Annotated in this window: 17 protein-coding genes; 7 read left to right on the forward strand and 10 right to left on the reverse strand. The window is 69.0% G+C overall.

Annotated features, from left to right (window positions below; genetic code table 11):
• Positions 1-22 precede the first annotated feature (22 nt).
• The 6 genes from NON00_RS12790 to NON00_RS12815 are packed head-to-tail and all read right to left on the reverse strand — an operon-like array spanning position 23 to position 6,071.
• On the reverse strand, positions 23-1,513 hold the full coding sequence (locus tag NON00_RS12790; RefSeq protein ID WP_256021529.1) for a mannitol dehydrogenase family protein: 1,491 nt from the start codon (positions 1,511-1,513) through the stop codon (positions 23-25).
• Positions 1,514-1,521: 8 nt separating this feature from the next.
• On the reverse strand, positions 1,522-2,799 hold the full coding sequence (locus NON00_RS12795; protein ID WP_256021531.1) for a TRAP transporter large permease: 1,278 nt from the start codon (positions 2,797-2,799) through the stop codon (positions 1,522-1,524).
• Positions 2,799-3,299, reverse strand: a complete 501-nt coding sequence (locus NON00_RS12800) for a TRAP transporter small permease (RefSeq protein ID WP_256021533.1) — start codon at positions 3,297-3,299, stop codon at positions 2,799-2,801. Before NON00_RS12800 ends, NON00_RS12795 begins: the two co-directional genes overlap by 1 nt.
• 22 nt (positions 3,300-3,321) lie before the next feature.
• Entirely contained in the window at positions 3,322-4,314 is a 993-nt protein-coding gene (locus NON00_RS12805) for a TRAP transporter substrate-binding protein (protein ID WP_256021535.1), read from the reverse strand.
• A 44-nt stretch (positions 4,315-4,358) separates the two neighbouring features.
• On the reverse strand, positions 4,359-5,375 hold the full coding sequence (locus tag NON00_RS12810) for a Zn-dependent oxidoreductase (RefSeq protein WP_256021538.1): 1,017 nt from the start codon (positions 5,373-5,375) through the stop codon (positions 4,359-4,361).
• Between the two features lie 9 nt (positions 5,376-5,384).
• Positions 5,385-6,071: a GntR family transcriptional regulator gene (locus NON00_RS12815; protein WP_256021541.1), complete on the reverse strand. Its 687-nt coding sequence runs from the start codon at positions 6,069-6,071 to the stop codon at positions 5,385-5,387.
• Positions 6,072-6,209: 138 nt separating this feature from the next.
• Here NON00_RS12815 and NON00_RS12820 point away from each other — a divergent pair, with 138 nt between their 5' ends.
• A complete protein-coding gene (locus tag NON00_RS12820) occupies positions 6,210-6,668 on the forward strand; it encodes a DUF3237 domain-containing protein (protein WP_256021544.1) in 459 nt (152 codons plus the stop codon).
• Between the two features lie 7 nt (positions 6,669-6,675).
• On the opposite strand, the gene NON00_RS12825 is transcribed toward NON00_RS12820, so the two are convergent.
• Positions 6,676-7,656, reverse strand: a complete 981-nt coding sequence (locus tag NON00_RS12825) for a tripartite tricarboxylate transporter substrate binding protein (protein WP_256021546.1) — start codon at positions 7,654-7,656, stop codon at positions 6,676-6,678.
• Between the two features lie 185 nt (positions 7,657-7,841).
• Between NON00_RS12825 and NON00_RS12830 the strand changes: the two genes are divergently transcribed.
• A complete protein-coding gene (locus tag NON00_RS12830; RefSeq protein ID WP_256021549.1) occupies positions 7,842-10,145 on the forward strand; it encodes a molybdopterin guanine dinucleotide-containing S/N-oxide reductase in 2,304 nt (767 codons plus the stop codon).
• Positions 10,146-10,288: 143 nt separating this feature from the next.
• Here the strand turns inward: NON00_RS12830 and NON00_RS12835 are convergent, their stop codons facing one another.
• Positions 10,289-11,197, reverse strand: coding sequence for a LysR family transcriptional regulator (locus NON00_RS12835; protein WP_256021552.1), 909 nt, complete (start codon positions 11,195-11,197; stop codon positions 10,289-10,291).
• A gap of 288 nt (positions 11,198-11,485) precedes the next feature.
• Here NON00_RS12835 and NON00_RS12840 point away from each other — a divergent pair, with 288 nt between their 5' ends.
• From NON00_RS12840 to NON00_RS12850, 3 genes are all read left to right on the forward strand, one after another.
• Positions 11,486-13,624, forward strand: coding sequence for a TonB-dependent siderophore receptor (locus NON00_RS12840; protein ID WP_256021554.1), 2,139 nt, complete (start codon positions 11,486-11,488; stop codon positions 13,622-13,624).
• Positions 13,605-14,765, forward strand: a complete 1,161-nt coding sequence (locus tag NON00_RS12845) for an ABC transporter substrate-binding protein (RefSeq protein WP_256021556.1) — start codon at positions 13,605-13,607, stop codon at positions 14,763-14,765. The genes NON00_RS12840 and NON00_RS12845 overlap by 20 nt, the downstream gene beginning before the upstream one ends.
• Positions 14,766-14,987: 222 nt before the next feature.
• Positions 14,988-20,441 (forward strand): calcium-binding protein, encoded by a 5,454-nt coding sequence (locus tag NON00_RS12850; protein ID WP_256021559.1) that lies wholly within the window; start codon positions 14,988-14,990, stop codon positions 20,439-20,441.
• Positions 20,442-20,469: 28 nt separating this feature from the next.
• Here the strand turns inward: NON00_RS12850 and NON00_RS12855 are convergent, their stop codons facing one another.
• Together NON00_RS12855 and NON00_RS12860 are read right to left on the reverse strand one after the other, a co-directional pair.
• Positions 20,470-21,675 (reverse strand): DUF1501 domain-containing protein, encoded by a 1,206-nt coding sequence (locus tag NON00_RS12855; protein WP_256021561.1) that lies wholly within the window; start codon positions 21,673-21,675, stop codon positions 20,470-20,472.
• Positions 21,672-22,988, reverse strand: a complete 1,317-nt coding sequence (locus NON00_RS12860; protein WP_256021564.1) for a DUF1800 family protein — start codon at positions 22,986-22,988, stop codon at positions 21,672-21,674. Before NON00_RS12860 ends, NON00_RS12855 begins: the two co-directional genes overlap by 4 nt.
• A 33-nt stretch (positions 22,989-23,021) precedes the next feature.
• Between NON00_RS12860 and NON00_RS12865 the strand changes: the two genes are divergently transcribed.
• Both NON00_RS12865 and NON00_RS12870 read left to right on the forward strand, forming a co-directional pair.
• Entirely contained in the window at positions 23,022-23,198 is a 177-nt protein-coding gene (locus NON00_RS12865) for a hypothetical protein (RefSeq protein WP_256021566.1), read from the forward strand.
• 155 nt (positions 23,199-23,353) lie between these two features.
• The coding region (locus tag NON00_RS12870) for a hypothetical protein (protein WP_256021568.1) at positions 23,354-23,628 on the forward strand (275 nt) is incomplete at its 3' end.

The raw sequence follows: 23,628 nt of genomic DNA on the forward strand, positions 1-23,628 counted from the left end.
CTCCTTCGGAGTCGGGTTCGGTTCAGGCCAGCGCGGCGCGGGCGCCGGCGGAAAGCAGGCGGCGATAAGCCCCGGTGACGGCGCCGGCGAAGCGCGCATCGGCCGCGAGATCCTCGCCAAAGATGGCGGTGAAGCCGAGGGCGGCGCGCACGCGGGCCGCCGGATCTTCGCCGGCCGCGTCCAGCGCCGCGCGCAGCGGCTGCGCCAGCGGGTCGCGCACATCGATGGGCTGGCCGCGTTCATCCACCCCGCCGGCATAGCGCACCCAGGCGGCGACGACGAGGGCGAGGCGCTCCACCGGCAGGCCCTGCGCCAGGCGCTCCCGCACCGTGCCCAGCAGGCGCTGCGGCAATTTCTGCGAGCCATCCATGGCGATCTGCCAGGTGCGGTGCCGGATGGCCGGGTTGGCGAAGCGCGCCGCCAGCGCCTCGGTATAGGCCAGGAGATCCATGCCCGGCGGCGGCGGCAGGACGGGCAGGATCTCCTCCCGCCACAGCCCGCGCAGGAAGGCGGTGAAGGCGGGGTCGGCCATGGTGTCGCCGATCGTCTCATGCCCGGCGAGGTAACCGAGATAGGCGAGCGCCGAATGCGCGCCATTCAGCAGGCGCAGCTTCATATGCTCGAAGGGCGCCACATCGGCGGTGAACTGCGCGCCGGCCAGGGCCCAGTCCGGCCGCTCGCCATCGACAAAGTGATCCTCGATCACCCATTGCCGGAAGGGCTCATGCACCACCGGCGCGGCGTCGTGGCAGCCGGTCAGCGCCTCCGCCTCGGCGAGGTCCGCCGCGGTCTGGGCGGGCACGATGCGGTCCACCATGGTGCAGGGAAAGGGCACCGCGCGCGCGATCCAGGTGGCGAAGGAATCGTCGTGCAGCGCGGCGAAGTCGTGCAGCAGGCCGGCGAGCAGGCGGCCATTATGCGGCAGGTTGTCGCAGCACAGAACAGAGAAAGGTTTCTGGCCCGCCTGCCAGCGCAGGCGCAGCGCGGCGGCCAGGAAGCCCACCGCGCTGCGCGGCGCCGCGGGGTTCTCCAGGTCGTGCCGGATATCGGCATGGTCAGGGCGCAGGCGGCCGGTCGCCGGATCGTGGCAATAGCCCTTCTCGGTGACGGTCAGGCTGACGATGCGCGTCTCCGCCGCCGCCATGCGCGCCACCAGGGCCGCCGGATCCTCCGGCGCCACCAGCACGCCGAGCAGGTTGCCGACGATGCGCGCCTTCACCCCGCCCGCGCCATGCTCGATGGCGGTGTAGAGGCCCCGCTGCGGCGCCAGGCGGTCGCGCTGGTCGGGCCGTTGCAGGCTGGCGCCGAGAATGCCCCAGTCTCCGCCAGCAGAGGCCACGCCTTGGGCGTTCAGCACATCCTCGGTGTAGAGCACCCCATGGGCGCGGAAGAAGGCGCCGAGGCCGAGATGCACGATGCCCGGGCGCAGCGCCGCGCGGTCATAACGCGGCAGGGCGAGGGGGCCCGGATGCCCCGCCAGGATGGCGGGGCCGAGGCGGGGCAGGCGGGCCATGGCGGCGCTCACGGCAGCAGGAAGGCCGGCAGCCACAGCGACAGGCCAGGAATGTAGGAGACCATCAGCAGGACGAGGATATTGCAGATGAGGAAAGGCACAATCGCCTTGCTGACCTGCCCGAGCGACACCTTGGCGATATTGGCGGCGACGAAGAGGCAGACGCCGACGGGCGGCGTGGTCAGCCCGATCATCAGGTTCAGCACGACGATGATGGCGAAGTGGATCGGGTCGATGCCGACCTGAACCGCCACGGCCAGCAGCGGCGGGAAGAGGATGATCAGCGCCGCGATGGTCTCCATGAAGGTGCCGACGATCAGCAGCAGGATGTTGACCAGCAGGATGATGACATACTTGTTCGTCGTCAGCGACAGCATGGCGGCGGCGATGGCCTGCGGGATCTGCTCGCTCGTCAGGATCCAGCCGAAGACATTGGCGAGGCCGACGAGCAGGATCAGCGCGCCGGAGCCGATGGCGCTCTCCAGCAGCAGCCCAGGCAACTGGCGGAGACGAAAACCCTTGTAGACGAAGAGGCCGATGACGAAGGCGTAGAGCGCGGCGACGATCGAGGCTTCCGTGGGCGTGAACAGGCCGCCGACGATGCCGTAGAGGATCACGGCCGTCATCAGAAGCGCCCAGAAGGCGCCACGGCTGGAGCGCAGGATTTCGCCGAAGCCGGCCCATTCGCCCTTCGGATAGTTGCGGCGACGCGAGAGGATGTAGACGGTGATCATCATCGCGAAGCCAAGCAGCAGCCCCGGCACCGCGCCGGCCAGGAACATCTTGCCGACGGACAGGCCGGAGAGGGTGCCGACGATGATCATCGGCACGCTGGGCGGGATGATGGGACCCACGGTGGAGGCCGCCGCCGTGACCGCCGCCGCGAAGGGCGCGTCATAGCCCGAGCGGCGCATGGCCGGGATCATCACCGCGCCGATCGAGGCCGTCTCGGCCACCGCGGTGCCGGAAATGCCGGCGAAGATCATCGAGCCCGTGACATTGGCGAGGCCGAGGCCGCCGCGGATATGGCCGACCAGCGCATTGCCGAAGCGCACGATCTGGTCGGTGATGCCGCCGCCATTCATCAGGTTGCCGGCCAGCACGAAGCCGGGGATGCAGAGCAGCACGAAGCTGTCCATGCCGGCATAGCTGTATTGCGCCACCACCGACAGATCGATGTCGGCGCCGACCAGATAGACCGCCGAGGCGACACCGAGGGCGATGCCCACCGGCGCGCCCAGGATCAGGCAGAGGGCGAAGCTGGCGAAGAGAAAGGCGACGAGCATCAGCTCAGCTCCCCATGCGCGGCGGAGGCCGTCTCGGAGAAGCCGAGCAGGCGGAAGGCGGAGAACAGCGCGAGCGAGGCCGGGATCAGCAGCATCACCGCGTAGATCACGATCATCGGCATGTCGAGCGAGCGCGCGCGCTCGCCCATGCTGAAGGACACGTAATCCCAGGCGCCCGGCAGGATGACGAGGGCGAAGGCGAGAACGATCCCGTCCACCAGCCGCTCGATCACCCGCCGCGCGGCGGCGGGCAGCGGCGCGACGAAGAGATCGACATTGACCATCTCGCCACGCAGCAGCGCGATGCCGCAGGAGAAGCCGACGAGATAGACGAGCGCGAAGCGCGCCACCTCCTCGGTCCAGGAGAAGGAGGGGAAGCCCGGCACGCGCCCCAGGACCTGGATGGTGACCACCCCGATCAGCACGAGGAAGGAAGCCAGGGTGCCGGCGCGGCAGAGCGCGCGCGTGGCGGCCAGCAGGCCGGCGAGGACAAGGCGCATGGGTGCGTTTCCCTCTCCCTGCTCAGCCGGCCAGGATCTGCTCGTAGAGCGGGCGGATCTCGGCGGCGAGGGCCGTGGCCACCGCCTCGCGCCCCCTGCCGGCGAAGGCTTCCTTGTCGACATCGACGAAGCGCATGCCCTTGGCCGTGAGCTCTGCGGCCAGGTTCTTCTCGTCGGCGAGGAAGAGGCCGCGCTCATAGTCCTGCGCGGCCTTCGCGGCCTCGGCGATGGCCGCCTGCTGCTCAGCCGGCAGGCGGGAGAGCTTGCGGCTGCCGCCCACCAGGTAGATCCAGCTCAGCACGTGCTCGGTGCGGTTGATGTGGCTCTGCACCTCGCTGAAGCTCGCCGACTTGATCAGCGCCAGCGGGTTCTCCTGCGCGTCGATGGTGTGGTTCTGCAGCGAGGTGAAGACCTCGGAGAAGGCCATCGGCGTCGGCTTGGCGCCCAGCGCCTCCCAGAACTTCACGAAGAGCGGCACATTGGGCACGCGCAGCTTCAGGCCGTTCAGCTCCTCCGGCTTCGTGATGGGGCGGTTGGAGGTCAGGTAGCGCGGGCCACGGGCGAAATAGCTCAGCGGCTTGAGCTGCGTGCGCGCCGTGATCTCCTCGGCGATGCGCGTGCCGACCGCGCCGCCCACCACCTTGTCCATATGCGCGAGGTCGCGCACCGCATAGGGCACGGCCAGCAGCGCCGCCGCCGGCGCCCAGTTCTGCAGCGATTCGCCGGTGATGGTGAAGTCCACCGTGCCGAGCTGGATGCCCTTGATCAGGTCGGTTTCCTTGCCGAGCTGCTCATTGGGGAAGACGCGCACCTCGATGGCGCCCGCGGTGCGGCGTGCCACCTCCTCGGCGAATGTCAGGCACGCCTTGTGCCAGGTGTTGTCCTCGTTGGCGAGGTGGCCGAGCTTCAGCGTGGTCTTGGCCTGGGCGCGCAGGGCGGGCGCCGCGCCCAGCGCCAGAATGCCGGCGAGGCCGCCCAGCGCGGCGCGGCGGCGGAGAGGGACGTTGTTTTTCATTTCCTGGTTCCTCCTGGTCTTGCAGCGCGCCCTGCGCGCCTGGATTAGTCGAAGGCGAGCTGCACCTTCAGCGTGCTCGCCGGATCCTTCTCGATCAGCGCGAAGGCGGCGGGTGCCTCGGCGGCGGCGAAGGTCTGCGTGATCATCGCCTCCGGCCGCAGTTTGCCGGAGGCGAGCCACTCCACCACCTGCGGCAGCAGGCGGCGGTTGAGGCGCGAGCCCACCAGGCTCAGCTCCTTCTTGACGATCTCCTGCTGGCTCACATTGCAGGGCGCCGGAGAGAAGCCGAGGATGCCGATGCGCCCGGCCGGGCTGGCCACGCGGCAGGCCTCCTCCAGCAGCGCCGGGATGCCGGCGCCGTCGATCACCACCGAGGGGCCGAGCCCGTCATGCTCGCCGGCCACCGCCTCGGCCACCGGGGTCTCGCGCGGGTTGACGGTGCGGTCCGCGCCGAAGGCACGGGCGCGCTCCAGCCGCGCCGCATCCGGGTCGGCCACGATGCAGCGCGCGCCATGCAGCTTCGCCACCTGCAGCACCGTCAGCCCGACCGTGCCGGCGCCGTAGATCAGCACGGAATCCTGCGCCGCGATGCCGGTGCGGGAGAGCACATTGGCGGCGATGGAGAAGGGTTCCGCCAGGGCGGCGACAGCCACCGGCAGATGCGCCGGCACCTTCACCAGATTGCCCTCCGGCAGCACGACATGGCTGCGGAAGCCGCCATCGCGGTGCACGCCGAAGACTTCCAGCTTGCCACAGACATTGGAGCGGCCGGCGCGGCAGGCATAGCACTGGCCGCAGGAGACCACCGGGTCCGCCACCACGCGGTCCCCCGGCACGAGGCCGGCGACGCCAGGGCCCACCGCCTCCACCACGCCGGCGAATTCATGGCCGATGATGCGCGGGTATTTCGCGAAGGGATTGCTGCCGTGGTAGATGTGCAGGTCAGAGCCGCAGATGCCGGCGCGCTGCACGCGCAGCCGCACCTCGCCCGCGCCGGGATCGCCCGGCACATCCTCGAACAGCTTCAGCACATGCGGGGTGGTGACGGAAATGGCGACCATGGCGGGGCCTCAGCGGGGACGGGCGAAGAATTCAGGGCGGGTCTCGCGCAGCCGCTCGATGGCGGCGAAGACAGTGCGCAGGTGCTGGCGCATCACCGCCTCCGCCCCATCGGCATCGCCGGCGGTGACGCAGGCGACGATCCGCTCATGCTCGGCGAAGATCATCTCCAGCCAGGACTGGCTCTCCGTCGAGAGGTAGCGCACGCGGTCGAGCTGCGTCTTGACGTCCTGGATGACGCGCCAGATGGCGGGGCGGCCGGCCATGCGGATCAGCTCGGCGTGGAACTGCTCATCGGCGGCGAAGAAGTCGCGGGCGCGGCCCTCGCGCACGGCGGGGCGCTGGCGCTCCAGATGCGCGGCCAGGGCGGCGGCATCGGCCGGCGTCACATGGTCGGCGGCGAGGCGCACGGTGCGGCATTCCAGCGTCTCGCGCACGAACTGGCTGTCATGCACGGCATCGAGCTGGATGGGGGCGACGAAGCTGCCGATCTGCGGCTTCACCGCCAGCAGCCCTTCATCGGCCAGGCGGCGGAACACCTCGCGCACCGGGGTGCGGGAGACGCCGAGCTGCTCGGCCAGCGGTGCCTCGGCGATGGCGGTGCCGGGGGGCAATTCGCCCGTCACGATGCGCTGGCGCAGCGCGGCGTAAAGCTCGCGCGCGATCGGTTCCCTGCCTTCCAGCTCCACCAGCAACACGGCACCGGCCTTCTTGTCTTGGACTGGTATACTAGTATGCCAGTCTGCGCGCGGCGTCAAACCGGCTTGCCCCGCCCTGGCCCCGCCATATTATCTACCGTTCATAATAATGGCCGGAACACCCGGCAGGGGAGGACCATGACCACCGCGCCCATGCCCGAATTCCTCGCCACGATCCGCGTGGCCGTAGCGCCGCCGCTGCTCTTCGGCGCCGGGCCGCTCGGCGAGCGGCGCGTGGTGCCCATCCTCGGCGGGCAGGTGGAGGGGCCGGCCCTGCGCGGCGAGGTGCTGCCCGGCGGCGCCGACCACCAGCTGATCCGCCCCGATGGCGTGGCCGAGATCGAGGCGCGCTACAGCCTGCGGCTGGCGGGGGGCGCGCTGGTGCATGTGGTCAACCGCGGCCTGCGCCATGCCGCGCCCGAGGATATGGCGCGGCTGCTGCGCGGCGAGCCGGTGCCGCCGGAGCGCGTCTATTTCCGCACCGCGCCGGTCTTCGAGACCGGCGCGGCGGAATTCCAGTGGCTGCACCGCCGCCTCTTCCTTGGCCTGGGCGAGCGCCAGCCGGACAGCGTGCTGATCCGCCTCTACGGCTGGTAGCGCGGGGCTATTCCAGCGCCTGGAAGCCGGTGGCGCGCACCACCTCCGCCCAGCGCCGCGTCTCCTCGCGCATCAGCGTGGCGAAGGCTTCCCGCCCGGCGCCGCCGGGGCGGAAGCCGGCTTCCTCCAGCCGGCTGCGCAGGCCGGGCGTGGCCAGGGCGCCCAGCACGGCGCCCTCCAGCGCCGCCTGCACCGGGGCGGGCGTCGCCGCCGGGGCCACCAGCCCGAACCAGGCGCCGAAGCGCAGCGCGGGCTGGCCCAGCTCCGTGGTCGTCGGCACCTCGGGCAGCAGGGCGGCGCGGGCGGGGCCGGTGGTGGCCAGCGCCTTCATCCGCCCGGCGCGCACATGCGGCGCGGCCAGCGCCACCGTGGCGAACATGCCCTGCGCCTGCCCGCCCAGCACCGCCGCCACGGCATCCCCCGTGGCGCGGAAATGCACCGCCTCGGCCGGGATCCCCGTGCCGCTGGCCAGCATGGCGGCGCCGAAATGCCCCGGCGTGCCGGCGCCGAAGGTGGCCAGGAAGACGCTGCGCTGCGCCTTTGCCCAGGCGACATAGCCCGCGAGGTCGCTCACCGGCAGCGCCGCCGGCACGACGAAGGCGAAATCAGCCGCGGCGATCTCGGCGATGGCGGCGAAATCCCGCCCCGGATCATAGGGCAGCCGGGCATAGGTGCTGGGCGCCATGGCCAGTTGCCCGACCTCGCCCAGCAGCAGGGTATGGCCATCGGGGGCGGCGGATTTCGCCACCTCCTGCGCGGCGATGGCCCCGGCTGCGCCGGGCTTGTTGTCCACCACCACCCCGGCGGGGCTGGCCTCCCGCAGCGCATCGGCCAGCAGCCGGGCGACGAGGTCCGGCCCCGTGCCGGGCGGGAAGCCCAGCACGATCCGCAGGGCCCGGTCGGGGAAGGCCAGCGCCGGGCGCGGCAGGGCGGGCAGCAGCGCCAGCCCGGCCAGCATGGCCCGGCGGCGCGTGAGCGCGACAGTCATGGATGTCTCTCCCTGGAAGGCCTGGTTGGGGCGGCCTTTTCATTTATGGAACATACATAAATGAAAGCCGTCAACGCCTTCCAAGGCCTGTTGCCCCCGTCATGACCTGGCCCCGCCCCGGTTTGACAAGGCCGCCCCGATGGGCAAGCTCCCCGCCCTGTTGCAGCCGAGGGATGCCCCGCCCCATGACCGAGACGCCGGAAGACGGTTTCCGCCAGCACAGCTCCCACTGGGGCGTCTTCACCGCCCGCATGCGCGGCGGCGCGCTGGAGGTCCGCCCGCATCCCGGCGACCCGGACCCGAACGGCATCATCGACAATTTCCCCGCCGCCCTGCGGCATGAGGCGCGCATCGCCCGGCCGATGGTCCGCCGCGGCTGGCTGGAGCGCGGGCCGGGGCCGGATTCCCGCCGCGGGCGGGATGAGTTCGTCCCCGTCTCCTGGGACAGGGCGCTGGATCTGCTGGCCGGAGAGCTGGCCCGTGTGCGCGGCGCGCATGGCCCGGGCGCGGTCTTCGGCGGCTCCTATGGCTGGGCCAGCGCCGGGCGCTTCCACCACGCGCAGAGCCAGGTCCACCGCTTCCTCAACACCGCGCTGGGCGGCTATGTCCGCTCGGTCAACAGCTACAGCTCCGGCGCGGCCACGGTGATCGTGCCGCATATCCTCGGCAATTACGAGGACCTGACGAAGAACAACGTCACCTGGGAGCAGATCGCCGAGCACACGGATGTGGTGCTGGCCTTTGGCGGCATGGCGCTGAAGAACTCCATGGTGGCGGGCGGCGGCATCAGCCAGCATGTCGAGCGCGGGGCGATGGCGCGGGCGAAGGCGCGCGGCTGCCGTTTTCTCCTGGTTGGCCCGCTGCGCAGCGACCTGCCGGAGGAGGCGGGGGCGGAATGGACCAGCCTGCGCCCCAACACCGACACCGCCCTGATGCTCGCCCTGGCGCATACGCTGGTGGCGGAGGGGCTGCATGACCGCGCCTTCCTCGACCGCTACACGGTGGGCTTCCCCGTCTTCGAGGACTACCTGATGGGCCGCGCCGACGGCCAGCCCAAGGATGCCGCCTGGGCCGAGCCCATCACCGGCGTGCCGGCGGCGGAGATCCTGGCCATGGCGCGCGGCCTCGCCGGCCGGCGCGTGCTGGTGGTGGTGGCCCATGCCCTCCAGCGCGCCGAGCATGGCGAGCAGCCGGTGTGGATGGGCGCCGTGCTGGCGGCGATGCTGGGGCAGATCGGCCTGCCCGGCGGCGGCTATGGCTATGCGCTGGGTGCCATCGGCTATTACGGCCGCCGCTACAACGCGGTGCCGGTGCCCACCCTTTCCCAGGGGCGCAACAAGGTGGCGGATTTCATCCCCGTCGCCCGCATCGCCGACATGCTGCTGAACCCGGGCGGCGCCTATCGCTACAACGGGCAGACGCGGCATTATCCCGATATCAAGCTGGTCTACTGGGCGGGCGGCAACCCCTTCCACCACCACCAGGACCTCAACCGGCTGCGCCAGGCTTTCGCGCGGGTGGAGACGCTGGTGGTGCATGAACTGGCCTGGACCGCCACGGCGCGCCATGCCGATATCGTGCTCCCCTGCACCATGACGCTGGAGCGCGAGGATATCGGCGCCAGCTCCAACGACCCGCTGCTGGTGGCCATGCACAAGCTGGCCGAGCCCTATGGCGAGGCGCGGGACGACTACGCCATTTTCGCCGGCCTCGCCCGCCGCCTGGGTGTGGAGGAGGCTTTCACCGAGGGCCGCACCGCGCGCCAGTGGCTGGAGCACCTCTATGGCCGCACGCGGGAGGCCCTGGCGGCGCTGGGCGCCCCCGCGCCGGAGTTCGAGGCGTTCTGGCAGGCCGGCACTCTGCCGCTGCCGCAGGCGCCCGATGATGGCGGCCTGCTGCGCGCCTTCCGCCAGGACCCGGAGGGCAACCGCCTTTCCACCGCCTCCGGCCGCATCGAGATTTTCTCTGAGACGGTGGCCAGCTTCGGCGAGGCCGATTGCCCCGGCCATCCCGCCTGGCTGGAGCCCACCGATGTGCCGCGCCCGGGGGCGACGCTGATGCTGGTGGCCAACCAGCCGGCGACGCGCCTGCACAGCCAGTTCGACTTTGGCGGCCACTCGCAGGAGTCCAAGCTGCGCGGGCGCGAGGTGGCGCGCATGCACCCGGTGGACGCCGCCGCGCGCGGCATCGGCGATGGCGACATCATCCGCCTGTTCAACGAGCGCGGCGCCTGCCTCGCCGGGGTGCGGCTGGATGACGGGGTGCGCCAGGGCGTCGTCCAGTTGGCGACCGGCGCGTGGTACGACCCGGTGGACCCGGAGGAGGAGAAGTCCCTCTGTGTCCATGGCAACCCGAATGTGCTGACGCGCGATGCCGGTACCTCGAACCTCGCCCAGGGCTGCACCGGGCAGCTGACGGCCATCGAGGTGGAGCGCTTCGTGGGCAATCTGCCGCCGATCCAGGCCTTCAGGCCGCCCAGCGCGGCGTAAAAAACTGAATTATCTTCTTTTTCTGAAGAAAAAGAAGCAAAAAGACTTTTCCAGTTTGGCGTCCCGCCTCAGGCCCGCGGCGGGACGCCAACTGAAAAAAGTTTTTTGGTTCTTTTTTTCAAAAAAGAACATTACTGAAAAAATCATTCTTCCGCCATGCGGATCAGCGCTTCCCGCGTCCAGGAGGCCGCCGGGCCCAGGGCCTCATCGCGGCGCTGGACGACGAAGAGAGGCAGGGGCGCGCTCCAGTCCAGCCCTTCCAGCCGGGCGGGGCGCAGGCGCTGGAGGCGGCCGCGGGCGATGTCCTCCTCCGCCATCGGCAGGGGCAGGCGGCCCCAGCCCAGCCCGCCGGCGATCAGCGCGCGCTTGGTGGCGAGGTCGTTCACCCGCCAGATGCCGCCATTCGGCAGGGTGAGGGGGCGCCGGCGCGGCTCCCGCGAATGGCTGGAGAGCACCAGCATCACATGGTCGCGGAAGGCCTCGGCCGGGATCTCGCCGGGCCATTGCGCCAGGGGGTGGGCGGGGGCGGCCACCGGCACGCGCTCCACCCCGCCGATCGGCACGGCGGCGAGGTCCGGGTAGCGTTCCACCACCGGCCCGAGCACGCCCAGCGCATAGCGCCCGCCCTGCACCGCCTCGGCCGTGGCATGCATGGACTCCACGGCCACGCGCACCCGCACCAGCGGAAAGGCCTGGCGGAAGGCGGCCAGCAGCGCCACCAGCCGGGCGGCGGGAAAGGCGGCCTCCACCGCCAGCATCAGCTTGGCCTCGACGCCCTGGGACAGCCCCTCGGCGGTGCGGCGCAGCGTCTCCATCTCCTGCGCCATGCGGCGGGCGACGGGGAGCAGCGCCTTGCCCTGCGGCGTCAGCCGCGCGCCGCGCTGCCCCCGCTCGAACAGCACCACGCCGAGATCCGCCTCCAGCCGCTGGATGGCGTAGGTCATGCTGGATTGCGTGCGGTGCAGCGCCTGGGCGGCGGCGGAGAGGCTGCCATGTTCCACCACGGCGAGGAAGGCCTGGATCTGCTCGGTGCCGGGCAGGGGGGCGGGCATGGCGTCTATCGAATTCCCTGATGGAGTGGTGGCAAATTTTCCCGGTTTCCTGGACGCGGGCGAGCGTGTAACCGCTGCGATACAGGCTCGCCAGCCCTGCCATGCGGCTGCCCCACTGGGGTGAACCCGGCAAAGGTGCGGAGGGCCGCTTCCTCCTGCCATCGTATCTTTCGATGGCATCCTGCGCTTTGTCCTGGGACTGTCCGCATGTCGATGCCATTTTGCCAGAAGATGAGAATAATTCCTAATCGCGCAAAGGCCCGCCGCCGGACACGCCCTGCGACCCTGGTGCCGCTGGCCGCCGCCGGGCTGCTCGCCGCCGCGCCGTTGGCGGCCCAAACGGCGGCCCAAACGGCGGCCCAAACGGCGGCCCAAACGGCGGTGGGCGACAGCGCCACCGCCCTGCCCACCGTTGCCGTCGAAGGGCAGGGCAATGCCCTGGCCGAGGGCTACCAGCCGCGCGCCACCACCCTGGGCGGTGCCCCCGCCACGCCGCTGATGGAGGTGCCGCAATCGGTGGCCGTGGTGCCGCGCGCCGTGTTGCAGGACCAGCAGGCCCGCACGCTGGATGATGCGCTGGTGAATGTCAGCGGCATCGCCCAGGCCAATGCGCTGGGCGGCACGCAGGACGCCTTCATGCGGCGCGGCTTCGGCGACAACCGCGACGGCTCGATCATGATTGACGGGCTGCGCACCATGCTGCCGCACAGCATGTCGGTGATGACGGACAGCGTGGAGGTGCTGAAGGGCCCGGCTTCCGCGCTCTATGGCATTCTCGACCCGGGCGGCATGGTGAACATCGTGCCGCTGCGGCCGGAGGATGCGCTGCATGGCAGCGCCAACCTGCGCTACACCAGCTTCGGCGGCGGCTCGGCCGGCTTCGACGTGACGGGGCCGCTGGCGAATGGTTTTTCGTTCCGCCTGGCGGGCGAGGACCAGCGCGAGGATTACTGGCGCAATTTCGGCCATATCGAGCGTCGGCAGATCGCCCCTTCCCTCGCCTGGCTGGATGACAGGACGCGCATCGAACTCCGCTATTTCCATGAGGATTACGCGGTGCCCTTCGACCGCGGTACCATCTTCGACCCGGCGACGGGCCGGGCGGTGCCGGTCAGCCGCCGCACGCGCTTCGACGAGCCCTATAACACCCAGCGCGGCTATTCCGACTATGTCGGGCTCAATGCCGGCCATCAGCTGAACCAGGACTGGCGCGTCTCGCTCGGCTACGCCTACAGCCTGAACGACTATTCCGACCAGAATGCGCGCATCATCAGCTACAACGCGGCGACGGGCGCGCTGGTGCGGCGGGCGGATGCGACGGAGGCTTCCACCCGCTTCTCCCACGCCGTGCGGGCGGATCTGAATGGCCGGGTCAACCTGCTGGGCTTCCGCAACGACCTGCTCTTCGGCACCTCCTACGACTACCAGAGCACCCGCCGCAGCGAGATGGTGCGTGGCACCAACACCAGCGGCTTCAACATCTACAACCCCGTCTATGGGCGGCTCGCCGCGCCGGGGCGCCGCGGCCTCGCCAGCGACAGCGACCAGATGGAGCGGGTGGAAAGTGTCGCCTTCTACGCCCAGGACAGCCTGCACCTGACGGATCGCTGGATCCTGGTGGGCGGGCTGCGCTACGAGCATTTCGACCAGGTGGCCGGGCGCGGCCGCCCCTTCCGGCGCAACACGGATGTGGAGGATGGCCGGCTGGTGCCGCGCCTCGGCCTCGTCTACCGGGTGATGCCGGAGCTGGCGCTCTATGCCAGCTACAGCGAATCCTTCAAGCCGAACTCCTCCATCTCCACCGCCTATGGCGCGCTGCCGCCGGAGACGGCGCGCTCCTACGAGGTGGGCGCCAAGCTCGATCTCGGCGAGGGGCTGAGCGCCACCCTGGCGGTGTTCGACATCGACAAGCGCAATGTCGCCTACAACTACACGCAGGGCGGCACGACCTACACGGCGACGGCGGGGGCGGTGCGCTCGCGCGGGGTGGAGCTGGACGTGGCCGGGCGCGTGACGCGGCGGGACAGCCTGATCGGCAGCTATGCCATCACCGATGCCAAGGTGACGCGCGACCCGACACTGGAGGGCAACCGGCTGTGGAATGTGCCGGCCATGACGGCCTCGCTGTTCTGGGTGCATGATTTCGGCGCGGTGCTGGGCTCGGAGGGGCTGCGCGCCGGCTTTGGCGGGCGGCATATGGCGCACCGGGCGGGGGATTCGGAAAACACCTTCGACCTGCCCGCCTACCAGGTCTTCGATGCCTTCGTGGCCTATGACACGCGCATCGAGCAGAAGGATGTCCGCCTGCAGGTCAATGTGAAGAACATGTTCGACCGCACCTATTACACCTCCACCCAGGGCACCAATCTGGGCGTGGCGCTGGGCGAGCCGTTGCAGGTGGTGGCGAGTGTCACGGCGCGCTTCTGAGCCGGGGCGGCGCGGGCTGCTGCGGGCGGCGGCGGGGTTTTCCCTGCCTCTCGCGCTTCCGGCCCTTGCTCTTCCAGCTCTGGCGCCGGGGCTGGCCCGCGCCACGGCGCCGCTGCGGCTGGTGGACCTGCTGGGGCGCGGCGTCACCCTGCCGCGCCCGCCGCGCCGCATCGTGCTGGCGCAGGGGCGGCTGCTCGGCATGATGGGGCTGCTGCATCCGGATCCGGTTTCGCTGCTCGCCGGCTGGGCCAGCGACATGCAGCAGGCCCTGCCGGACGAGGCCGCCGCCTGGGCGCGGCGCTTCCCCGCGCTGGCGGGGGTGCCGGCGCTCGGGCGGCGCATCCTGGCCGATCTCTCGGTGGAGGCGGTGCTGGCCCTGCAGCCGGATCTCGTGCTGCTGACGCGCGGCGCCATCGCCCCGCTCGACGCGCGTGGCGGCAGCGAGGTGCTGGCGCGGCTGGAGCGGCTCGGCCTGCCCTGCCTGGTGGTGGATTTCATGGCCGACCCGCTGGCCGATACGCTGCCCAGCCTGGCGCTGCTCGGCGCGGTGCTGGACCGGCGGGAGCAGGCGGCGGCCTTCGCCGCGCTCTACCGCGCGGAGATGGCGCGGCTGGATGCCGCCCTGCCGCGCGGGGCGGAGGTGCCGGTCCTGCTGCACAACAATGCCGGCGGGCGGGAGTGCTGCTATTCCATCGCCCAGGGCAGCTTCGCCGATTTCCTGCGCCGCGTGGGCGGGCGGAGCATCGCCGCGGGGCTGCTGCCCGGCGCGCTCGGCCAGCTCAGCCGTGAGAGCGTGATGACGGCGGATGCGCCGGTCTATCTGGCGACGGGCGGCGTCTATAACGGGCGGGGCGGTGTTGCGCTCGGCGCCGGCATCGCGCCGGAGGTGGCGCGGGAGAGCCTCGCCGCCATGCTGCGGGCGCAGAAGCTGGACATTCTCCCGGCAGCGCGGGCAGGGCGCGCCCATGCGCTGTGGCTGGGTTTCAACGAGACGCCGCTGCATCTCGTGGCTTTGCAGGCGCTGGCGGAGTGGCTGCATCCCGGGCTGCGGCTGGGCCCGGAGCGGCTGCTGGAGCGGGTGAATCGGGATTTCGCCGCGCTGCCGATGGAGGGCTGCTACTGGACCAGCCTGCGCGGGTGAGGGGAATGCAACCCGGGCGGGCAGAGGGATTTATATTTTGAGATATATCCATTATAAATAAAAAATACTATTTTATTATTTTCTGTGGTTTTTGTGAGAATACCTGTGAAAAAATTAACCTAACCAGCGATCTGAAAGAAAAAATTTTCTATCCGGCGTTGTTTGTTGCTGCATAGTATCGATGCGTCTCCCCGCCCCCCCCGGCAAAAGGCGCAGCCCCCGATGGCCACTCTCTCTGGCACCCCCCTGAACGACAAGATTTCGGGCACCTCTGGCGATGACATCATTTTCGGGGGCACCGATACCAGCAGCTACAACCCCGCCGGCACCGGCAATGACACGCTGGCCGGCAATGCGGGCCAGGACACGCTGATCGGGGGGGATGGAGACGACATCCTGAGCGGCGGCGCGGGGAATGACGCGCTGTATGGGGGCGACGGCAATGACACCCTCAATGGCGGCACCGGCGCCGATTACCTGGAGGGCGGCGCTGGCGATGACACGCTGCATGGCGGCGGCTTCAGCGCCGATGGCGGCAGCGAATACCTCTATGGTGGCGATGGCAGTGACCTCGCCATTGTCGACTACGCCACCGACACGGCGGGAATCTGGACCTATGTGAGCGGTGGAACCTCTTTCAGCCTGTATGCCGCCAACAGCTATATCACGATTGCTGATATCGAGCGCGTGCAGATCACCACAGGCTCCGGCAACGATACGCTGTATGACTCCACCGGCAACGACGTGCTGAAGGCCGGGGCGGGAGATGATGCCGTCTACAGCTTCTATGGCTCGGACACACTCGATGGCGGGGCGGGGACGGATTTCCTCTATCTCGACCGCTCGGGCTCCACGGCGAATATCACCTTCACCCTGGGCAAGACCGCAGCCACCCTGCCCGACGGCACCAAGGTGTCGAATTTCGAGCAGGTCACCTTCTATGCCGGTTCGGGCAATGACACGCTGGTGGGTGGCGCGCTGAGCGACACGCTCTATGGCGGTGCGGGTGACGACACGCTGACCGGCGGTGATGGGGGCACCTCTCTCTATGGTGGCGAAGGCAATGACACGCTGGCGGGCGGCGCGCTGAACGACACGCTCTATGGCGATGCGGGTGATGACACGCTGACCGGCGGTGAGGGGGGCGCCTCTCTCTATGGTGGCGAAGGCAATGACACGCTGGTGGGCGGGACGCAGGCTGACTGGCTGTCCGGCGATGCGGGGGATGACACGCTGACCGGCGGCAGCGGCGGCGGTGACTACCTCTATGGCGGGGACGGCAATGACCTCGTCATCCTCGATTATTCCGCGCAGACGGTGGATCTGAGCATCTATGCGCCGTGGTGGAACACGACCTACTTCGCGATCTCTGGTAATGGCCTCTACACGACGTACAGCGATATCGAGAGCGTGCAGATCACCACGGGATCCGGCAACGACACGCTCTATGATGCCATCGGCAATGACGTGCTGGCGGCCGGTGCGGGGGATGATGCCGTCTACAGCCGCTACGGCGCTGATACGCTGGATGGCGGGGCGGGGAAGGATTTCCTCTATCTCGACCGCTCTTCGGCCACGGCGGATCTCAGCTTCGTGCTGGACGCCAGCGCGACGCTATCCGTCGATGGCACAACGGTGACTGGCTTCGAACTGGTCAACATCCAGGCCGGTTCGGGCAATGACACGCTGGTGGGCGGCACGCTGAACGACACGCTCTCTGGCGGTGCGGGCGATGACACGCTGACCGGCGGCGGGGGGGGCGACTCTCTCGATGGTGGCGAAGGCAATGACACGCTGAAAGGCGGGGTGGAGGCTGACACGTTCTATGGCGGGGCGGGCGATGACACGCTGATCAGCGGCGGTGGCAGTGACTCTCTCTTTGGTGGCGAAGGCAACGACCTTGCCATTCTCGATTATTCCTCCGAGACGGAGGGCGCCTGGCTCGACGGCTATGGCAGCCTCTCCACCTCTGCCGGCACCCTCTATTTTTATGATGTCGAGCGGCTGGAGGTCACCACGGGCAGTGGCAATGACACGCTCTATGATACCGTCGGCAATGACGTGCTGAAGGCCGGTGCGGGGGATGATGCCGTCTACAGCCGCGACGGCACTGATACGCTGGATGGCGGGGCCGGGACGAATTTCCTGTATTTCGACCGCTTTCACGCCAGCGTGGACTTCGCCTTCGATGTCACAAAGGCGGTGAACAGCCTCGCCGATGGCAGCACCCTCTCCAACTTCGAGCAGGTCACCTTCTATGCCGGCTCGGGCAATGACACGCTGGTGGGCGGCGCGCTGAATGACGTGCTCTACGGTGGCGCGGGCGATGACACGCTGACCGGCGGCGGCGGCGATGACTATCTCGATGGCGGCGCAGGCAACGACACTGCCATCCTGGATTATTCAGCCCAGACCGTGGACCTGAATTTCTATAGTCCCTGGTGGTCTTATAATAACACGTATTTCTACCTGACGGGCAATGGGATTACGGCCACCCTCTCCAGCATCGAGCGCGTGCAGGTAAGCACCGGCTCGGGCAATGATAGCGTTGAAAGCTATCATGGTGGCGATGTGTTGGATGGCGGGGCCGGGACGGATTTTCTGTATCTCGACCGCTCTTCGACCACGGCGGACATCATCTTTGATGTCACAAAGGCGACGAACAGCCTTGATGATGGCACCACGGCGTCGAATTTCGAACAGGTCAATCTCCACGCCGGTTCTGGCAATGACACGCTGGCCGGCGGGGCGCTGAATGACAAGCTCTCCGGTGGCGCGGGCGATGACACGCTGACCGGCGGCGGCGGCAGTGACGATCTGGATGGCGGTGACGGCAGCGACCTCGCCATCCTCGACTACGCGGACCAGACCGTCGACCTGAATTTCTATAAGGATTGGTCGAACAATACGAATTTATACATAGAGGGTTATGGAATTTCGACCTACCTCTATAATATCGAGCATATACAGGTCGCCACCGGCTCCGGCAATGACACGCTTTATGACGCCCTCGGCAATGACGTGCTGAAGGCCGGGGCAGGGGATGACACTGTCTTCAGCTATTCTGGCGGCAACACGCTGGATGGCGGGGCGGGGACGGATTTCCTGTATCTCGACCGCATTGCCGCCACGGTGGACTTCATCTTTGATATCACCCAGGCGACGAACATCCTGGCCGATGGCACCTTTGCGTCGAATTTCGAGCAGATCGCCTTCTTCTCCGGCTCCGGCAATGACACGCTGGTGGGCGGCGCGCTGAACGACACGTTCCATGGCGGCGCGGGCGATGATACGCTGGCCAGCGGCGGCGGCAGTGACAGCATCGCTGGCGGTGACGGCAACGACCTCGCCATTCTCGACTACAGCAGCGAGAAGTCGGCGATCAGCCTTTCCTCGGGCGAGCTCTCCTTCTCCAACGGCACCACCTATCTCTACAGCATCGAGCGGCTGGACGTGACGGCTGGCTCCGGCGCTGACACCCTCTCCGGTGGCGATGGCGACGATATCCTGCGTGGCGGCGGCGGGGCGGATACCCTCTACGGCAATGCCGGCGATGACGTCCTCGATGGCGGCAGCGGCGCCGACACGATGCAGGGTGGCGCGGGCAACGACACCTATGTCGTCGACAGCAGCAAGGATGTCCTCTCCGGCGACTTCGATGGCGCCAACAGCGTGCGCGCCAGCATCACCTTCAACCTGGCGGCGGTGAATGGCGGCAGCATCATCCAGAACCTGACGCTGACGGGTCAGAATGCCATCAACGGCATTGGCAACGCGCTGGACAACCTGATCATCGGCAATGCCGCCGACAACACGCTGAATGGCGGCCTCGGCAACGATATGCTGGCGGGTGGCGCCGGCAACGACACCTATGTCGTCGACAGCGGCGGTGATATCATCATCGAACTGGCAGAGGAGGGCACGGACACCGTCCGCACCACAGTCACCTATGCCCTCGCCGCCAATCTGGAAAATCTTCTCCTCGCGGGCAACAGCGCCATCTCCGGCACGGGCAATGCGCAGGACAACACGCTGACCGGCAATGGCGCGGCCAATACCCTGACCGGCGGCGCGGGCAATGACACGCTGGATGGTGGCGCCGGCAACGACACGCTGGTGGGCGGCACGGGCGATGACACCTATCTCGTCGACAGCAGCGGCGATGTCGTCACCGAGCTGGCGGGTGAGGGCACGGACACCCTGCGTGCCGGCTTCAGCTATAGCCTCGGCGCCAATGTCGAAAATCTGGTGCTGACCGGCAGCCTCGCCATCGACGGCTTCGGCAACGGGCTGGACAATCTGCTGATTGGCAACAGCGCGGCCAATATCCTCGCCGGCGGCGCGGGCAATGACATCCTCGATGGCGGGCTGGGCAACGACACCCTGGTGGGCGGCGCCGGCAATGACAGCTACTACCTCGACAGTGCCGGTGACGTCATCGCCGAGGCCAGCGGCGGCGGCTTCGATACCATCTATGCCGGCTTCTCCTACACCCTGTTGAGCGAGTTCGAGGCCCTGGTGCTGACCGGTGCCTCCGCCATCAACGGCACCGGCAATGCGGCCTCCAACACCATCACCGGCAATGGCGGCGCCAATCTTCTCTCGGGTCTTGGCGGCAACGACACGATCTATGGCGCGGAGGGCAACGACACCCTCTCCGGCGATGCCGGCAATGACACGCTCTCGGGCGGTTCCGGCAATGACATCCTGCTGGGCGGCGAGGGCAATGACACGCTGGAAGGCGGGGCAGGCCTCGACCGCCTGGAAGGCGGCGCCGGCAACGACACCTATATCATCGACGCCTCTGTCATCGGCGAAACCGCCGATACGCTGATCGACACCGCCGGCATCGACACCGTCCGCGCCAGCATCAACTGGACCCTGGCCGTCAATTTTGAAAATCTGGTGCTGACCGGCAGCGCGGATCTACGCGGCACCGGCAATGCGGCGGACAACCGCATCGTCGGCAATGCCGGGGCCAATACGCTGGTGGGCGCTGCTGGCAGCGACACGCTCTATGGCCAGGCGGGCGATGACAGCCTGGCCGGCGGCGACGGCAATGACTGGCTGGAAGGCGGCGCCGGGCAGGATGTGCTGAACGGCCAGGCGGGCGCGGACACCATGATCGGCGGCGCCGGCAATGACACCTACAGCGTCGACAATATCGGCGATGTGGTCTCCGAAGCCGGCGGCAGCGGCGTGGATACGGTCAAGTCCTCCCTCAGCTACACGCTGGGCGACGGGCTGGAGCGGCTGACGCTGCTGGCGGGCGGGCTGACGGGCACGGGCAATGCGCTGGTCAACCTGCTGACGGGCAGCAGCGGTCATGACACGCTCTACGGCCTCGCCGGGAATGACACGCTGACTGGCGGCACCGGCAATGACACGCTGGCGGGTGGCACCGGCACCGACAAGCTGACGGGCGGCGCGGGCGAGGATCTCTTCCTGCTGGCCAAGGGCGATGGCTATGACCAGATCACCGACTTCACGGTGGGCCAGGACAAGCTGCTGCTGAGCGGCTTCGGCGCGGCCTTCGACAGCTGGGCGGAAATCCAGGGCGCGCTGCACAAGTCGGGCAGCAGCACCATCCTCGACCTCGGCGATGGCGACAAGGTCATCTTCAAGGGTGTCGCCATCGGCTCGCTCGGGATCAGCGACTTCTTCCTGCCGAGCTGAAGCCCGGCAGGAAGGCCACCGGCGGCGGTCAGGCGCGCAGCAGCCCGGTCTCCGCCGTCACATCCTCGCTGCCGGGGAAGGCGCGGGCAATGGCGCTGTCCGGCAGGTGGAGGTGGTCGCGCAGCAGCGCCTTGGCCAGGGCGCGCAGGTCGCGGCTCGGCTGCAGGTCGCGCTTCTCGAACAGCTGCCCCTCGCCGAGGCCCGGCCAATCCGCCAGCACCCGCCCCCCGGCCACGGCGCCACCCAGCACGAAGGCGGCGCCGCCCGTGCCATGGTCTGTCCCCGCATTGCCATTGACGCGCGCGGTGCGGCCGAACTCGGTCATCACCAGCACCGCCGTGTGGCGCCAGCTCTCCCCCAGGGCGGCGCGCAGGGCGGCCATCCCGTCATCGAGCTGCGCCAGCACCGGCACCATGCGGCGCAGCTGGTCCGCATGGGTGTCCCAGCCCGTCATCTCCAGCGCGGCGACGCGCGGGCCACCCGCCTCCGCCAGCAGCCGCCCGGCGGTGCCGGCCAGGGCGGCGAAGTCGCCCTTCCGCGGCGGGGTGCTGATCAGCCCCTCGACATAGCCGCGGTTGCGTAAGCCGTCGGTCACGGCCGGGCCCAGCTGCGGATCCTCGTGCAGCAGGTCGGCCATGCGCAGATAGAGATCGGGTGCCGGGCGCGTGGGGCGGGAGGGCGCCCACATATCCACCCGGCGCGGCCCGCGCATCAGCAGCGGCAGGTCCAGCCCCAGCGAGAGCGCCACATCCGGATGGTCCGCCGCCGGGCCCGGCAGGTCGGACAGCGCGCGGTTCAGCCAGCCGGAGGTCAGCCGCTGCGAGGCGCCGCTCTCCAGCATGTCCTGCGCCTCGAAATGGCTGCGGTTGCGGTAGGGGCCAGCCACCGCGTGCACCGGCAGCAGCGCGCCTTCCTTGTAGAAGCCATGCAGCGCCGTCAGCCGCGGATGCAGCCCGAAGAAGCCGCCGCAATCCAGCACGCCGCCCTCCTGCCCCGGCTCGGCCAGGGCGATCGGGCCGCGCAGCCCGGCATAGGCGGCATCGCCATAAGGAACGAGGGCGGACATGCCATCCATCGCCCCGCGCAGGATGACGACGACCATCCGCGCCTCCCCCACCGGCCGCGTGGCCGGGTGCGGCGGCGCGGCGATGGCGAGGCGCGCATGGCGGGTGGCCGCGATGGCGGCGAGGCCGAGCAGCAGGCCACGGCGGCCCAGTTTGGGAAGATGGCTCATCGGCGCTGGAACTCCGCGCTGGCGAACAGCAGGGCAAGGCCCTCGCGCGTCGAGCCGGCGCGGCGCACGGCATCGCGCGTCTCACGCCCGGCGAGCGGGCCCAGGGTGGTTTGCAGCACGTCCTTCGGATCCAGCCGCGCGAAGCGGCCAGCGGTCTCGAAGGCCCAGTCGAGCCGTTGCATCACCGGCTCCGGCCCCAGCCAGCCATCGGCGGTATCGGGCCAGCCATTGGGCTGCGGCGCGTTCCACAGGGGTTGGTTCAGCACATAGCCAGCACCCCAGGCGACACGGCCCACCGCCTGCCCCTCCGCCCCGCAGGCGCGGTAGGCGGCGGTGATATAGTCCTGCGGCGCGCGCAGCTTGGAGAGCGGCGGCGCCCAGGCCTCATCCAGCCGCGGCAGCAGCCGCGCCACGGCGCCAAGATCGCCCCGCGTGTCGCGCAGCACCCCCTCGATCCGCGCCACGGTGGCCGGCGGCGGCACATCGGCGACGAAGTGGCGCGCCAGCTTCACCGCCAGATGCCGGTGCGTGGCCGGATGGTCGGCGAGATAGAGCAGCGCCTCCTCATAGGCCGCCGCCCCCTCGGCGAAGCGCCGGCCGAAAACCTGTTTCTCCCCGGGCTCATGGGCGCTGGGGTTGAAGAGGGTGCCAAGCGGCTCCTTGTCGCGCTGGAAGGTCCAGCCGGTCATCAGCCGGGCGAATTCGGTCACATCCTGCTGCGTGTAGCCGGCAGCGGGGGAGAGGGTGTGCAGCTCCAGGATCTCGCGCGCCAGATTCTCGTTCAGCCCGCGGCGGCCGCGCTGCCCGCTCCGGCTGTTCGGCCCCGTGGAGCGCGCCTGGTCGAGATAGACCAGCATGGCCGGATGCTTCTCCACCGCCAGCAGCATGTCGGCGAAACGGCCGGTGACATGCGGGCGGATGGCCTCGCGGATGTAATTGCCGACCAGCGCATAGACAGGGCCGGCGCGGCGGCTGACGGTGAAGTGGTTGCTCCAGAAATCCACCAGCCGCTCGCGATAGGGCGCGGGGGTGTCGATGCGCCAGCCCAGGCAGGCGGCGCCTTCGGCCACGGCATATTGCTGGAGGACATTGGGCTGGCCCGGCGGCAACGGCCCGGCATCGATGAAGCGCTGCCACAGCCGCAGGCTGTCAGCCAGGCTCTGCGGCTGGTCCATGCCCTTGGGCGGCGGCGGCGGCTGGTCCTCCGCGCTGATCTGCGCGTCCAGCCAGGGGAGGGGGTCATCAGGCAGGGGATGATCCGGCCGGGGCCCAAGCCCAAAGCGGATGGCTGCCTGTAAGGCGCGGCTTTCCATGGCCATGATCATAAGCTGATAAAGGATGAAACCGTGCTGAAGAAACCGCCATCTGCCCCGCCAGCCTTGTCACGCTCTGGCGATGAAAGCCACGCCACAGCCAGAACCAAAGCCAGAGAAAAGGGAAGAGGTTCTTTTTTGGAAAAAAGAACCAAAAAACTTTTTCCATTTGGGTATGAAAAAATGCCGCCAGAGGCAGCGGAATTTTGAGAAAAGAGGTTGGGACAAGAGGTTTGTTGCTGTGACGGCCATGCAGGGCTTCACAATCCCGACAGGGCAGGCCCCCACGCGCGCCAGGGGCGTGGGTTGATGCCTTTTTTCAACCTTCGCGACTAAACTGGCGCAAATCCAGGAAGGATTCGCCGATGCGCCGCCTCGCCGCCTGCCCCGGCCGGTTTCTGGCCCTGCCCATGCTCGCCCTCGTTCTGGCGCTGATGGCCGGTGGCGCCCTGGCCCAGCCTTCGCAATCCCAGCCTTCGCAATTCTCCCTCCCCGGCCTGGGCACGGATGCCAATGGCTACGCGGCGGAGATCGCCCGCCGCGCGCCCGCCCTGCCGCCCGCCGGCGCCACGCCGAAGCAGCGCGCCCAGGCCGAGAGCCAGGCCCGCGCGGCCGAGACGCGGGGCGACTGGGCCGGGGC

It is taken from the genome of Roseomonas sp. GC11, from assembly GCF_024437745.1.
GTDB lineage: Bacteria > Pseudomonadota > Alphaproteobacteria > Acetobacterales > Acetobacteraceae > Pseudoroseomonas.

Excerpts from the sequence above, each read along its gene's own strand:
- NON00_RS12800 (WP_256021533.1), bottom strand. The coding sequence starts at position 3,299 with ATGCGCCTTGTCCTCGCCGGCCTGCTGGCCGCCACGCGCGCGCTCTGC.
- NON00_RS12790 (WP_256021529.1), bottom strand. The coding sequence starts at position 1,513 with ATGGCCCGCCTGCCCCGCCTCGGCCCCGCCATCCTGGCGGGGCATCCG.
- NON00_RS12795 (WP_256021531.1), bottom strand. The coding sequence starts at position 2,799 with ATGCTCGTCGCCTTTCTCTTCGCCAGCTTCGCCCTCTGCCTGATCCTG.
- NON00_RS12830 (WP_256021549.1), top strand. The coding sequence starts at position 7,842 with ATGACCGAGACGCCGGAAGACGGTTTCCGCCAGCACAGCTCCCACTGG.
- NON00_RS12835 (WP_256021552.1), bottom strand. The coding sequence starts at position 11,197 with ATGCCCGCCCCCCTGCCCGGCACCGAGCAGATCCAGGCCTTCCTCGCC.
- NON00_RS12805 (WP_256021535.1), bottom strand. The coding sequence starts at position 4,314 with ATGAAAAACAACGTCCCTCTCCGCCGCCGCGCCGCGCTGGGCGGCCTC.
- NON00_RS12850 (WP_256021559.1), top strand. The coding sequence starts at position 14,988 with ATGGCCACTCTCTCTGGCACCCCCCTGAACGACAAGATTTCGGGCACC.
- NON00_RS12825 (WP_256021546.1), bottom strand. The coding sequence starts at position 7,656 with ATGACTGTCGCGCTCACGCGCCGCCGGGCCATGCTGGCCGGGCTGGCG.
- NON00_RS12860 (WP_256021564.1), bottom strand. The coding sequence starts at position 22,988 with ATGGAAAGCCGCGCCTTACAGGCAGCCATCCGCTTTGGGCTTGGGCCC.
- NON00_RS12820 (WP_256021544.1), top strand. The coding sequence starts at position 6,210 with ATGACCACCGCGCCCATGCCCGAATTCCTCGCCACGATCCGCGTGGCC.
- NON00_RS12855 (WP_256021561.1), bottom strand. The coding sequence starts at position 21,675 with ATGAGCCATCTTCCCAAACTGGGCCGCCGTGGCCTGCTGCTCGGCCTC.
- NON00_RS12810 (WP_256021538.1), bottom strand. The coding sequence starts at position 5,375 with ATGGTCGCCATTTCCGTCACCACCCCGCATGTGCTGAAGCTGTTCGAG.